The organism is Psychromonas sp. L1A2, from assembly GCF_009828855.1.
In the GTDB taxonomy this organism is placed as follows: domain Bacteria; phylum Pseudomonadota; class Gammaproteobacteria; order Enterobacterales; family Psychromonadaceae; genus Psychromonas.
Window position 1 is genome coordinate 701,491 of sequence record NZ_WUAG01000002.1, and the last position, 13,995, is coordinate 715,485.

Sequence of the window (13,995 nt, forward strand, 5' to 3'; positions counted from 1 at the left end):
TTCCTAAAGTTTTCTACGCCATTTAGCTGATATTCCACATGGATATAGCCAAAGTAGTAATGCAGTGATAAGAAAAAAGAAAACTTCACCAATAACTGAAGATAGGAAACTGGCTGTAATTGAAGAGCCGCCACCTAAACCTAAAGTAGTTAGTACGGTTCCAGTTAGCGCAACAGGCCCGGCAACAACAACAGCTAGAAATGATTTTACTGCGAAAGCAAGTCCCATTGTTGGAGTAGCAGGAACCAGCGGTAATAAAATTGCCCCAGCAAAACCAGCAAGTCCGCATCCAATAGAAAAAGTAAGCGTATTAACGCGATTAGAATCAATACCTATCGCTTGTGCCATCTCAGGTTGCTGAATAGAAGCACGTGCTTTCATGCCATACACTGTTTTTGTCATCAACAGATAAACAAACAAAAACATAAGAGCAGCAACTAAGATCATCAGGAGTCGATATCCATCTAAACTGTATTCACCAATACTCACATTAAATTGAGGGATAGTCGCAACACTTACAGTACTCGTACCAAAAATCACCACAACAAGCTGCATGAAAAACATACTAAGCCCCCAAGTAGCTAGCATGGTGTCAAATAATCTACCGTATAAACGACGTACTATAAGCATCTCGACGATGGCACCAATAGACATAGTAATCATAACGGCGATAGGGATAGATAAAATATAAGGGACGCCTGCTTTAGTAACAGTCAATGCGGCATAAGCACCAATCATTAAGAACTCACTATGAGCAAGATTAATAACCCCCATTAGCCCAAAAACAACAGCCAATCCCATCGCAGCGATTAACAAAATAGATGCGCTTGATAATGACGATAATAATATGGTCGCCAAATAATCGAGTTCCATAAATTTCCTTATTTATAATTATTTGCTTAAAAAGATCATTAATAATTAAAGAAAATAGAATAAGCCTACTAGTGCCTAACTCCTTTAAAGGTAGCTGCTAAGATATATTTTCAACTCTTTTAAAATCAAAATTAATACCTTGTACCATTAAATAAATTGACTATGTATAAATGATAATTTCACTTAAAATCTATGGCTGTAAGCTTATTCGTATTTTCATGATCAGTTAATATTTAAGCCTTTGGTGTAAAGTGTTTAACTAATTTTGGATTCGCAATAAGGTCACATTTTTGATTTTCATAACTCGGAGCAACGGCTTTAAAAGTTTCTAAAACTTCAAAACCATAGTTGTCATCTCCCATTGCTATGTATGTATTTTGCTTAACATGATGAGAACCAGGCTCCATACTTACATCGCCATTTGGACCTTTAAAATTAATTTCACCACTTTCTAACGCTGTGTATACAGATTTTGATTTAAATGACCCTGCTTTTTCAACAGAGTTAGCCCAAAGGTGAACGGCATTCCAAGCGGTAACGGCTTCAGGTGAAATAGTTTGTCCCTTTCCGTAAACTTCAGCCCATTTCTTTAAAAAGGCTTTATTTTCAGGATTATCTAAACTCGAAAAATAGACATGACTTGAGACAATACCTTTACCTGCATTCGGCGTGAGTAAAACTTGTTCATTAGCTGTACTATAATTTGACGATACAACGGGGATACTGTCTTTCAGACCAGCTGAAGTAAATTGCTCTAAAAAGCCCACTTGATTTGGACCGACTGGAATAGCAACAACGAAATCAGGTTTAGCTCGCTGAATTTTTTGAATAGTAGGGGTATAATCAGTAACGGTAAGTGCAAGAAAATCTTCTCCAACAACCTCACCATTAAATTGTTTTGCGTATTCGTGATACCAAAGAGCAGAAATAGTCCCATAATTGTAATCAGGAGCCATGATAAACATTTTCGGGCCATATTTTTTTATTGCCCATTCAACCAATGGTTTAATTTGTTGAGAAGCTGAAGGAGCCGTTACAAATGTTTGCTTGTCACAAGCACCACCTTCATACAAAGTACTATAAAAATATGGAATATTAGCTTTTCTAAAAATGGGGCGTATGGCTTCTCTAGATGAACTTGTCATACCGCCAAACACAACTGCAGGTCTATCTCGAAGCACAGTGGTATTCGCATATTGTGTATATTTACTCAGCTCTGATTGTGTATCATAAGTAATTAAATTAAGCTTCTCTCCAAGCAAACCACCCTTAGCATTAATATCATCAATCGCTAATTTCACCGCGTTGCTTTGCATTACTCCAAATATACTAAAACTACCTGTTACGTCATAAATAGCACCGACATTAACATCTGCAAATGTAGAACTAGCCCCAAAAACTGCACCACATACAAACATACTTTTGATAATATAATTTTTCATTACTTAGTCCTTCCTTAGCTAAATTATAAATTTAAGGCAAAAAAAAACGCAGCTGAATAAATCAAAGTTTAAAACTTTGTATTTATTCAGCTGCGCCGCTGATTCTTTGCTTAATTCACATAAAAATAAAAATTAAGAGTAATTACCCTATCTTATTTAAATATTTTAATCAACATAATAAAACACTTTATATTCATCTTTAAGCATATTTCTGTTAATTGACGTGGTGATTAATAATAAAATGAAACAGTTTTTCTAATTTTTTCAGGCAACCTTTTATTTTTAAAATGACACAAGCGAGCTAATATCTATCATTGCAAATAATTGTTCGGCTTTGCTCACTCCCTCAGCTTATTATCCTAAGTTTGACAAACAAAAGAGCCACTTACTGTTAATTTATGTTTTAAACTTAACTTTTGAGTCCGATATGTAGATTACAGATTTAGTCTATGTCCGTTACCATTCAAGGTGCAACATTCAGCAAATGATGAAGAGAACAGAGACTATGCTGAAAGGGCAAGATCTAACGGGTTAAATCGACACTTTCTAATAACGAAGATATTTACTTCGCGGCTTGTCCTAACAGTCGTTAGCTGAAAACCCACTCTGCGTTGCCACCTTCGATAAGGGCTCGCCATTGTGAGCATGTTGTTATCATGTCGCCGCTTGATTTGGAGACTAAGCTAACGATAACAAAGCACTTTGAACGATCATTGATATAACAGCGAATCCAAAATAAAAATATAATAATGTGCCTTGAATAACTAAACATGCCGCTTTAATAAAGCGGCATGTTTCTTTTAAGCTTATTAAACGTTATTTTAGAAGCTCTAAATGCTCAACATCAATCTTAGTTTCAGACCAATCACTATCCACTTCACCGGTAATACGAATTTTATCTTCAGGTGTCACGGTAATCTGACGGAAATCTTTACCTTCTATTTCAACCATCACTTCACCGGTTTGATCTCTGAATAAATAATGTTCTGAAGACGTTTGTTTGATTAACTTACCTTGTAGCGCAACTTTACTATCATCAGCGAGTTCAATAGCTTCTTTAACAGTTAACGTTTGTATTGAGGTAGCGCCTGGACCAACGAATGCTGCAAAAGCGCTAAGAGAAAATAAACTAGTGAATAGAACGACGATTAAACCTTTAAACATAAATACCCTCTTCTTTAAAAAAGTGAAAGTCGACTTTAATTATTTACTTTATTAACTAATAAACCACTAAGCTAATACTGATACCAAAAGAATTAATAAGGTGATCATTCTTGCTGGTTAAAATTCCCCCTAACTGCGTTGTGAGTTTTGAAGTGAGAACAACTATCTCCTACAGCTCACGCCTTATTAGTGTTAATTTTTCCTGCGCAATCTCTGATCACTTATTTAATTCCATTGGTATAATAAAACAATAGTTTGAACATAAAGTGCCATAATAATTAAAGCGCTCACTATTTATGACTAGCGATATTAATGATCGTTCAAGACTAATTTAGTCGCTTATAAAAGATTAAAACTTAGTCGTCCATAAAAAGGTAATAGTATCAGCCTACATATCAATTCAATAACAGCTCACTTTCAATAGGGTGAAATACACTACAAGCATCTATTAATGCTTTTGCTGTTAATTTAGGTACACCATAAGCTTCTGTCGTCACTTGATAAACGTCTTTCACTTTATCCAACAAAATAGCAAAATCACCGTCTCCTGTTAGTAAAATAATAGTATCAACAGAAGGTGCAACTTCCATCACATCAATGGTAATTCCAACATCCCAATCGCCCTTTGCTGTGCCATCGCTACGTTGAATAAAAGGTTTAAGTTTTACATCAAATCCCACGTATTTTAAAACTTCTTGGAATTTCTGTTGTTGGTTATCACCGCGATCAATCGCATAAGCATAGGCACAAACGATCTCACCCTGAGCTGATATTTGTTGCCACAACTTACGATAATTAAACTGTTTTCCATAGGCTTGGCGAGTGGTGTAATAGATGTTTTGAATATCAGCAAAAATAGCAATTTTTTTCATGGGGAATAGTCACCTTGTACCACGTTGGGAAATAATGTTTAAACTCTGGTAAGTATAAATAGAGTATCATTTTCCTACACTGACTTTTCATCTTGTTAACAAAACGTCTATTTTAAATTTATTCACAAATCTTAAAACGAAAACAGTCCGTTGTATGGTCATTAATTAAACCAACAGATTGCATAAAGGCGTAAGTGGTTGTTGGCCCTAAAAATTTAAAGCCTTTTTTCTTCAACTCTTTACTGATCAAGGTAGATAAATCCGTTGATGCAGGTACTTCTTCACTTGATTTCCAATGACCAACGAGGGTTTTGTTGTCAGTAAATTGCCAGATATAGTCAGAAAAACTGCCGTGCTCTTGCTGTACATTTAAGATACATTGCGCATTATTAATAATCGCCGATATTTTGGCTCGGTGTCGAACAATTCCAGTATCCAAAAGTAGTGCTTCAACCTTGGCATCATCAAATGCCGACACGGTGTTGAGATCAAACTGATTAAAAGCAGCTCGATAACCTTCACGTTTATTTAATATGGTATGCCAACTTAATCCCGACTGACATAGTTCTAAAGAAAGTGCTTCAAATAGTTTTATATCATCATAAATAGGAACGCCCCATTCGGTATCATGGTAATTTTCTTCCAATTTGGTTTTTAAAGCCCACTGGCATTTTTTTGTTTGGTTCATTTGCAATGATGGCCTTTGAATGTGTTGGGTTGGATTTGTTTTTATACAGTAATGAAAAGGTAAAGATTTGGTTAGTTTTGAGTTGGTTTGTTTTTTACTTGAAAGGTTATTATTAGTTTTAAACTCGTCTGCGCTCGTCGGATCATTTTGATTATTAATACCAAAAGAATTAATAAGGTGATCATTCTTGCTGGTTAAAATCCCCCCTAACTGCGTTGTCAGTTTTGAAGTGAGAACAACTATCTCCTACAACTCACGCCTTATTAGTGTTAATTTTTCCTGCGCAATCTCTGAACACTTATTTAATTCCATTGGTATAATTGCAGTGGTTTCGCCCTGTCGGCGACTTTACTTTCTCTAGACCAGTAGAGACTTTTCATCCACAACAGGCAAAGAAAGCTAGCACGACTCGCTTTTAAATCCTTCATTTTAAACGTACCGTTTAGAGTGCAAAGGGTACGCAGAGCTTAGCCCGCTCTATAACTATGCTATCGTATAAATCGCTCCATGTACTAGCCTCAACTAACCCAAACATCCTGTTTGTTGTTACTAAAATGAATCCATCGTTTAGGAAAGCTCAACGGTGGGAATGAATGTAGCCACATTGACCTAAACTTTATCGTAACTAATTGAATTCCCTAACTCGCCTCGATAATCACAAAAATTTCAGCACTGGCTGTCAGCACTGGCTGTTTAAATATCTTTTATACAATCATTTTCAATAAAGCGCTCATTAACCAGAATTCAGGTTAAGTAGAGTCTGTCGTGGAGTCTCACCAAACAGGCGTTTATAATTCTGGCAGAACAGACCTAGATGAAAAAATCCATAGTTAAATGCAACCTCAGAAATCGTTTGAAACTCTTCGTTACTTTGTAATATGCGTCTTGTCTGGTTAAGTCGGGTTATTTGGATATATTGCTTGGGAGAGATTCCATAACATTGAGCAAAAGTATATTGAAGTGTACGACGACTAACATGTACCGCAGAGCATATTTCATTCATAGTGATAGGAGATTTAAGCCGTGATTCTGTCAGATATTCTTGAATTCTCACCATGATACGTTGGCGTTGAAGCGATGTAACGTGGGCTAAAGGTGTTTGTTGTGCTTTACTGAGTAATTCCAGAACCGCATCTTGAATAATAGACTCATGGGTCTTAGTGCTCCAGTTATTACCTTTTGGCTGTAACAATAAAGAAAGATATTGTCTGAATTTGTGTAACTCATATGGCGATACTTTATCCAACCAAAGGCCATCGCTACCGTCGTCATAAAGTTCTTCCTTTGTTTGATCTGTAAGATCACTAAAAAAACTACGCTTCAGCACCAAACCATAAATAGAGAAATCATCGGGTGTTAATAATTCAAAATCTTTAGCACCTGGTCGACACAAAAATTGATTCGAACTGGTTTGCTCATTATTAATGCGACAACTTTTATTATTACTACTAAATCCCAACCAAAGTCCGCCGTTTTCTATCCTGCATTGTTGTCGTAAGCTATGGCTGGTATCTTCACGAAATATATGAATATGAGGAAAGTGCAGTTCATTAATAACCCCAAGAAAATGCCCCTGACTAATTTGATCAAACTCCTGATCCCAATTTTTTAGGTTAGCAGCCTGATGATTTGCATCATTAGAGTGAATTGTGCTCAGCATTAGTGCGTTACTTTTTAATGCTAATCCATCCATTTTCATCTCCTTGTTTCATCACATGAACCAATATAGTGCTTATGCTTCTTATCTTATTGTTAAATATACTATTTTCATCTTTGCCGATTTTTGATACTGGTTAGGTACGAAAATAGCTACTGCTTATTAAATAGCTGCTGATTTTAATTCAGCAAAAACTGAACCAATTCGCATAAGGACACCAGATGCCTGGTTTTATTCTTTTTTATATTAAATATGTTGATAAATTTAATTATGTTATTGGCCGCATTGCGATGTACGGCATCTTTGTAATGGTTGGCATACTTTTATGGTCTTCTATTTCTAAGACTTTTTTCTTTCCATCTCTTTGGACATTGGAGTCTGCGCAGTTTGTTATGGCGGGTTATTACATCCTCGGTGGTGCTTACGCGATCCAACTAAAGGCGAATGTTCGCATGGATCTTTTTTATGGAGAGTGGTCGATAAAAAAACGTGCTTGGATGGATTTATTTACTGCCTTCTTTCTGATTTTTTTCCTGTGTGTACTGCTTTATGGTGGTTTGGAAAGCATGCTTTATTCACTTAAATATGGACAGCGCACCAATACAGCTTGGCGCCCACTTATATGGCCAATTAAAGCCGTTATGTGTACAGGGTTTGGCATGATGATCTTACAGTCCATTTCAGAATTTTTTAAAGATATAGCCATTATTCGCGGAGTAGAAATTAAATGAGTTATGAACTGATCGCAATCGCGATGTTTGCCTCAATGGCATTATTAATGGCAACTGGCCAACGTGTATTTGCAGCAATAGGCGCGGTAGCATCAATTGCCGCAATTATGTTGTGGGGAACAGGTGGTGCAGAAATTCCTTTTACCGCTGCAATGAAAGTAATGAATTGGTATCCGATGCTTACTTTACCGATGTTTATCTTTATGGGTTATGTTCTCTCTGAATCTAAAATAGCCGATGACCTGTATAAAATGTTCCATATATGGATGGGACCTATGCCAGGTGGGCTTGCTATCGGTACGATAGGTCTTATGGTATTGGTTTCAGCAATGAATGGGCTTTCTGTAGCAGGTATGGCTATCGGCGCGACGATTGCATTACCAGAATTACTAAAACGTGGTTATAACAAAAAGATGGTGACGGGTGTTATCCAAGCGGGTTCCTCTCTTGGCATTTTAGTACCTCCTTCTGTTGTACTCGTTTTATACGCAATGATTGCACGCCAACCCGTCGGTCAGCTGTGGCTAGCTGGAATTATTCCCGGCCTAATTATGGCTGCACTATTTATACTCTACATTGTCATTTGCTGTCGTATTAATCCTTCTTGGGGCCCTGTACTGAGCAAAGAAGAACGCGATATCCCTAGAGCAGAAAAATTAGGTTTACTTAGAGCTGGATTGCTCCCTATTGGCATTTTTGCAGTCATGATGGTCCCTTTTGTAAACGGCTGGACCAGTTTAGTAGAAAGCTCTGCAATTGGTGCTATTGCAGCCTTTATGGCCGCCGTTTTTAAAAAACGTATGACCAAAGTCGTATTTGAAAATTCTATACGTAATACATTGGGTATCTCTTGTATGTTCATGTGGATCATACTCGCCGCGCTAGGTTTTGGTGCTATCTTCGACGGCCTTGGAGCGGTCAAAGCAATCGCAGATCTGTTTACTGAGCAGTTAGGTTTAAGTCCATGGACCATCCTTATTTTAATGCAGCTATCTTTTCTGATCATGGGAACCTTCCTTGATGATACAGCGATGCTGGTTATTGTTGCGCCGCTGTTTGTACCACTGGTACATGCCCTTGGCTTTGACTTAATTTGGTACGGCATACTCTATACCATCACCTGTCAGATTGCGTACATGACACCACCATTCGGTTATAACTTGTTTTTAATGCGAGCAATGGCTCCACCAGAGATTTCACTACGTGACATTTATAGCTCAATCGGTCCTTTTGTCGGCATTATGATTTTCGCACTTATTCTTATCATGGCTTTCCCACAGCTCGCTTTGTGGTTACCAAATTATGTTTACGGATAACAGCACCATTAGTACTTTTAGTTAAGTCAATATTTACTTTGGGCGGGCTAAAGTTCGTCATTTATGAATCAACAGGAGAAATTTTATGACCTCAAGACGTAAATTTTTAACAGGTGCAGCTGCACTAACAGCTGGTACCGTGTTGGCACCAGCAAAAACATTTGCAGCTTCCCCTAAGATAAAATGGCGTATGCAAACTTATGCAGGCCCAGCACTTGCTGAGCATGTTGTTAAACCTGCTATCGAAGCATTTAACCGTATTGCCGGTGAAGAGATGCAAATTGAACTTTATTTTGCAGATCAATTAGTACCAACTGGCGAATTATTCCGTGCGCTACAAAAAGGGATCATTGATGCCGTTCAGTCTGATGATGACTCTATGGCCTCTCCAACAGAAGTGACAACATTTGGTGGTTACTTTCCTTTTGGTAGCCGTTATTCATTGGATGTACCTGTTTTATTCAACCAATACGGTTTAGATAAAATCTGGAAAGAAGAATACGCAAAATTTGGCATCAAACATATTTCTGCTGGTGCATGGGATCCATGTCATTTTGCAACCAAAAAACCAATTAACAGCTTGGCAGACTTGAAAGGATTAAGAGTATTTACCTTCCCTACTGCAGGTCGTTTTATGGCTAAATATGGTGTCGTGCCGGTTTCTATTCCATGGGAAGACGTGGAAGTAGCTCTTCAAACTGGTGAGCTAGATGGTATTGCATGGTCAGGTATTACCGAAGATTACACTGTAGGTTGGTCTAAAGTAACAGATTACTTCCTAACCAATAACATTTCTGGAGCTTGGATTGGTCACTTCTTTGCCAATATGGATCGCTACAACGAACTTCCAGAACATTTGAAAGAATTATTAGCATTATGTATGGAAACGTCGCATTACTACCGTCAATGGTGGTACTGGGGTGGTGAAGCGCAATTACGCGTTAACGGTCCAGATATGAAATTAACCACGATTCCAGATGAAGAATGGGCACAAGTTGAAGCGGATGCTCGTGTTTTCTGGGATGAAATTGCAAAAGAATCTCCAACAAAAGCAAAAATTGTTGAGATCTTTAAGCAATACAATGCGGATATGGAAAAAGCAGGTCGACCTTACCGTTACAGCTAAATATCAGTTTAAAGAACAGCAGCAAAACTTGCTGCTGTTCTTTTTAATAATAACAATTGGATTGGATCATTTAAGAAAACTCAACCCAATAATAAATCACCATCGATAGGATTAAACACAGTACAACTATCAATCAAGGCTTTAGCCGTTAGTTTAGGTACTCCGTAAGCTTCTGTAGTAACTTGATAAACGTCTTTTACTTTATCCAACAAAATCGCAAAATCACCGTCTCCCGTTAGTAAAATGATCGTATCGACTGAAGGTGCAACTTCCATCACATCAATAGTAATACCCACATCCCAATCGCCCTTTGCTGTGCCATCACTACGTTGAATAAACGGTTTTAGTTTTACATCAAATCCCACGTATTTTAAGACTTCTTGAAACTTCTGTTGTTGATTATCGCCACGATCAATCGCGTAAGCATAAGCACAAGCACAAGCACAAACAATATCACCTTGAGCTGCTATTTTTTGCCATAACTTACGGTAGTTAAACTGTTTCCCATAAGCCTGACGCGTGGTGTAATAGATATTTTGAACGTCAGCAAAAACTGCAATTTTTTTATTCATGTGTAGCCTTGGCAGTTAAAAATACATTATATCAATCACATTAATTCATATGATTAATACAATGTTTTAAGGTGCCTGTCATCGCATATTATTCAGAATGAAATACCTGATTTTTAAGTGGATTTCCTTTATCAAAGAAACTGACTATTTGATTTACAAAATAGATTTATTGTTCGCCAATAAAGGCAAGATACTTACCATTACAGTAGATACCCACCATCAACTTCAATCGTCACATTACGTAATGGTTTTGAAGCATCTTCAAGCAGATATTGAATTGAACCAACATGATCTTCAGCTCTTAACTCTCGCCCTAATGGTGTTGCTTTCAAACTTTCAAACACGGCAGTTTGCTGCTCTGTACTCATGCCTGCTTTTGAATGAATTTCTGTTGCTGTAATACCCGGACGAACTGAATTAACACGAATACCCAAATCAGCCAACTCTACGTTTAATACGTGAATAACGGCTTCAAATGCCGCTTTACTTGCAGAATAAACTGCAGCACCAGGGAAACCTTTTTGTACCACAATAGAAGAAACAAACACCACGCTTGAAGGGTTTGCTAAACAAGGTTGTAATGCTTGCAAGGTAAAGAACGGCCCTTTAGTATTAACAGCGATCATTTCATCAAAATGCTCTGGTGTAGCATTCATAAATGGACTTGGGTGAAAAATACCCGCGTTTAAGACAACGCCATCCAACGTAATACCGTCATCTTTTAATGATTTCCCAAGTGCTGCTAATTGAGCGAGATCGGCACTGTCAGCCAAATACGCTTTAACACCAAGGTCAGCAACAACTGCATCTAACTTTTGTTGGTTTCTACCCGTAATAATCACGTTATTTCCTAATGTGACATTATGTTTTGCCAACGCTAAGCCAATACCTGAGGTCGCACCTGTAATTAAAATCGTTTTAATTTGCATATTATTGTTCCCACTATTTTATGATTACTTTTATGTACTTTTATATAGCCACAAAGCTTAACCTCTTTTATAGTTCCTTATTAGCTACCAATTGGTTAACTATAAGTTTCCATTTTAGAAACAATCAATAATAAGAAAACGCGATGAACAAACTACACAATCACCTTTCTCATTTGTATTTATTTTATAACGTAGCGCGTTTAGGTAGCTTTCAAGCAGTAGCAACCAAATACAATTTACCTCGATCTTCAGTCAGCAAAAAAATACAACAACTTGAAGAACAAGTGGGTCAACGCCTTATTCAAAGAAGTACACGCAAACTAAGTTTAACCGATGCAGGGCGAGATTTATTAGCCGCCTCAGCATCATTAAGTAAAGTTGTAGAGTCCTCTCAGCGAGTGATTGAAAAACATGAATCTACACTATCAGGGACGGTTAAAATAAGTTGTACCGTGCTCATTGGAGAAAAATATCTCCTGCCTTTGATGCATTTATTACGTGAGGAATATCCAGCCATTTCACTAGAGCTTTATTTTAATGATGATCCTGTTGATTTATTAGCGCAAGAAATTGATATTGCTATTCGCATTGGTCACTTACCTGATTCCTCTTTAATGGCGAGAAAAATCTGCGATAAACGTTTAGGTTGGTTCGCCAGCACTGACTATTTAAAAAAACATGGCACACCTGTCACTCCTGATGATTTAACCGAACATCAATGCATTATTTTTAAGAATCAAAGCATTACACTAGATCATTGGTCATTCAAACAAGACAATGGCGATATCATCAAAGTCCGAGCGCAAAACAATATTGCAACGGATAACGGACACGCGTTAGTTGAAATGGCTCGACTTGGGTTAGGTGTAATAATGATTGATGCGATATTAATCAAAGACAATATACAGAATGGGTCATTAGTGCCTATTTTAACGGATTGGCAACATCCAGATACATTACCAATCAACCTTGTTTGCCTAGGGAGAAACTACAGAAGTCGCGCTTCCACCACCATTTGGGAAGCCTTGTTTGAGCATTTACAAAAGACTTTATCTTAACGCTTGGATTCTTTAACGTTTTATCGAGCCTTTCACACTCTCTTAGGCATTAAAGTGAAAGCAATCCGTTGTATGGTCGTTTAACAACCCGACAGATTGCATAAATGCATAGACAGTGGTTGGACCTAAAAACTTAAACCCTTTTTTCTTCAACTCTTTACTGATCCGCGTTGATAATTCCGTTGACGCAGGTACTTCTTCTCTTGATTGCCAATGACCGACGAGAGTTTTGTTATCAGTAAACTGCCAGATGTAATCAGAAAAACTGCCGAATTCCTTTTGCACATTCAAAATACATTGAGCGTTATTAATAATCGCTGAGATTTTTGCTCGGTGTCGAACAATGCCTGCATCTAAAACTAATTCTTCAATTTTAGCCTCATCAAATGCCGCCACTGTTTTTAAATCAAACTGATTAAATGCAGCGCGATAACCTTCACGTTTATTCAATATAGTGTGCCAGCTTAACCCTGACTGACACAGTTCTAAAGACAATGCTTCAAAGAGTTTTGCATCATCATGAACAGGAACGCCTCATTCGGCATCGTGGTAGGCTTCTTCCAATTTGGTTTTTAAAGCCCACTGGCATTTTGTTGTTTGGTTCATTTGCAATGATGGCCTTTGAATGTGTTGGATTTGTTTTTATACAGTAATGAAAAGGTTGAGGTTTGGCTAGTCGCAGTTTGTTTGTTTTTTTTATTTGGGAGTTTTAGCTCGTCTTCGCTCGTCGACTCATTTTGATGTTTATTAGCTTTGGGTTTCGCCCTATCGGCGAGTGACTTTCTTTTGCTTGCCCAAATGAAAGTAACCAAAGAAAAAGGCACACCGAATCGCTTTTTAATCCCAATCAATTCCTTCATTTTAAACGTATCGTTTCGGACGTGCATCCATGCACTAGCCTCAACTAACCCAAACATCCTGTTTGGTTTTACTAAAATGAATCCATTGCTTGGGAAAACTCAACGGTGGGAATTGATGTAGCCACATTGACCTAAGCTTTATCGTAACTAATTGATAGAGCTAACTTCAACTATTGGATATCCCATACTTTTTAAAGAAAGTTCTACATTGGTTGGATCAGAAAGTGATTCGGTGTCAGTCTTTTTGCCTGTTGTGGGTAAAAAGTTTCTTCTGACAAGAAAAAGTAGAGTCGCCGACAGGGCGAAAATACTGCATACTATAATCAAAATGACCCGACGAGCGCAGACGAGCTAACACTCAAAAACTCGCTAGAATAATGAATCAAAAATTCAACCGAACCAAATAATATGTATTCCTACAAGGGCAATGGGAACGAGCCGAAACTCAAACAGCAAATACAAAAAAAACCCTTATTATCACTCCAGTAATCATCTACTGAAAAATAATAAGGGCTTAAATTACGCTAAATTTTTGCGTAACTAAAAATCCAACCTTCTAACTGCCTACAAAATTATTTCTTGGCCCGTTTTGTTTCTTAGCACTTCCCGTTCTTGCACCTGAGCGAACACCATCTTTATGGGGTACTTTTGGTGATTTTGGTTTTTTAACTTGTTTCTCGTGTGTACCTAATACAGAAGGTTGTTAA

General features: G+C 37.5%; 13 protein-coding genes and 1 pseudogene. 4 read left to right on the top strand and 10 right to left on the bottom strand.

Annotated features, from left to right (window positions below):
- Positions 1–3 precede the first annotated feature (3 nt).
- The 6 genes from GQR59_RS13520 to GQR59_RS13545 all read right to left on the bottom strand — a co-directional run bounded on the left by GQR59_RS13520 (position 4) and on the right by GQR59_RS13545 (position 6,732).
- Positions 4–873 (bottom strand): branched-chain amino acid ABC transporter permease, encoded by an 870-nt coding sequence (locus GQR59_RS13520; protein WP_025563239.1) that lies wholly within the window; start codon positions 871–873, stop codon positions 4–6.
- 233 nt (positions 874–1,106) lie between these two features.
- Complete coding sequence (locus tag GQR59_RS13525; protein WP_160063548.1) at positions 1,107–2,315, bottom strand: urea ABC transporter substrate-binding protein; 1,209 nt, start codon at positions 2,313–2,315, stop codon at positions 1,107–1,109.
- Between the two features lie 816 nt (positions 2,316–3,131).
- Entirely contained in the window at positions 3,132–3,479 is a 348-nt protein-coding gene (locus GQR59_RS13530) for a NirD/YgiW/YdeI family stress tolerance protein (protein WP_160063550.1), read from the bottom strand.
- 395 nt (positions 3,480–3,874) lie between these two features.
- Positions 3,875–4,351, bottom strand: a complete 477-nt coding sequence (locus tag GQR59_RS13535; protein ID WP_160063552.1) for an NYN domain-containing protein — start codon at positions 4,349–4,351, stop codon at positions 3,875–3,877.
- A gap of 118 nt (positions 4,352–4,469) precedes the next feature.
- Positions 4,470–5,039, bottom strand: a complete 570-nt coding sequence (locus GQR59_RS13540) for a DNA-3-methyladenine glycosylase I (protein WP_160063554.1) — start codon at positions 5,037–5,039, stop codon at positions 4,470–4,472.
- Positions 5,040–5,772: 733 nt separating this feature from the next.
- Positions 5,773–6,732 (bottom strand): helix-turn-helix domain-containing protein, encoded by a 960-nt coding sequence (locus GQR59_RS13545; protein ID WP_201288111.1) that lies wholly within the window; start codon positions 6,730–6,732, stop codon positions 5,773–5,775.
- Positions 6,733–6,917: 185 nt separating this feature from the next.
- On the opposite strand from GQR59_RS13545, the gene GQR59_RS13550 reads away from it, so the two are divergent.
- From GQR59_RS13550 to GQR59_RS13560, 3 genes are all read left to right on the top strand, one after another.
- Positions 6,918–7,427, top strand: a complete 510-nt coding sequence (locus GQR59_RS13550) for a TRAP transporter small permease subunit (RefSeq protein WP_160063556.1) — start codon at positions 6,918–6,920, stop codon at positions 7,425–7,427.
- Entirely contained in the window at positions 7,424–8,743 is a 1,320-nt protein-coding gene (locus GQR59_RS13555) for a TRAP transporter large permease (protein ID WP_160063558.1), read from the top strand. Before GQR59_RS13550 ends, GQR59_RS13555 begins: the two co-directional genes overlap by 4 nt.
- A gap of 85 nt (positions 8,744–8,828) precedes the next feature.
- Positions 8,829–9,869 (top strand): TRAP transporter substrate-binding protein, encoded by a 1,041-nt coding sequence (locus GQR59_RS13560; RefSeq protein ID WP_160063560.1) that lies wholly within the window; start codon positions 8,829–8,831, stop codon positions 9,867–9,869.
- Between the two features lie 80 nt (positions 9,870–9,949).
- Here GQR59_RS13560 and GQR59_RS13565 read toward each other — a convergent pair whose 3' ends face one another.
- Together GQR59_RS13565 and GQR59_RS13570 are read right to left on the bottom strand one after the other, a co-directional pair.
- Positions 9,950–10,441 carry an NYN domain-containing protein gene (locus tag GQR59_RS13565; protein WP_160063562.1) on the bottom strand — a complete coding sequence of 164 codons (492 nt, stop codon included), beginning with the start codon at positions 10,439–10,441 and terminating at the stop codon, positions 9,950–9,952.
- Positions 10,442–10,641: 200 nt separating this feature from the next.
- Positions 10,642–11,370 carry an SDR family oxidoreductase gene (locus tag GQR59_RS13570; protein WP_160063564.1) on the bottom strand — a complete coding sequence of 243 codons (729 nt, stop codon included), beginning with the start codon at positions 11,368–11,370 and terminating at the stop codon, positions 10,642–10,644.
- A gap of 143 nt (positions 11,371–11,513) precedes the next feature.
- Here GQR59_RS13570 and GQR59_RS13575 point away from each other — a divergent pair, with 143 nt between their 5' ends.
- Complete coding sequence (locus tag GQR59_RS13575; protein WP_160063566.1) at positions 11,514–12,428, top strand: LysR family transcriptional regulator; 915 nt, start codon at positions 11,514–11,516, stop codon at positions 12,426–12,428.
- Positions 12,429–12,470: 42 nt separating this feature from the next.
- Here GQR59_RS13575 and GQR59_RS13580 read toward each other — a convergent pair.
- Together GQR59_RS13580 and GQR59_RS13585 are read right to left on the bottom strand one after the other, a co-directional pair.
- Positions 12,471–12,950 (bottom strand): annotated as a pseudogene (locus GQR59_RS13580) (DNA-3-methyladenine glycosylase I); the annotation flags it as partial.
- 80 nt (positions 12,951–13,030) lie between these two features.
- Complete coding sequence (locus GQR59_RS13585; protein WP_160063568.1) at positions 13,031–13,288, bottom strand: hypothetical protein; 258 nt, start codon at positions 13,286–13,288, stop codon at positions 13,031–13,033.
- Positions 13,289–13,995 lie beyond the last annotated feature (707 nt).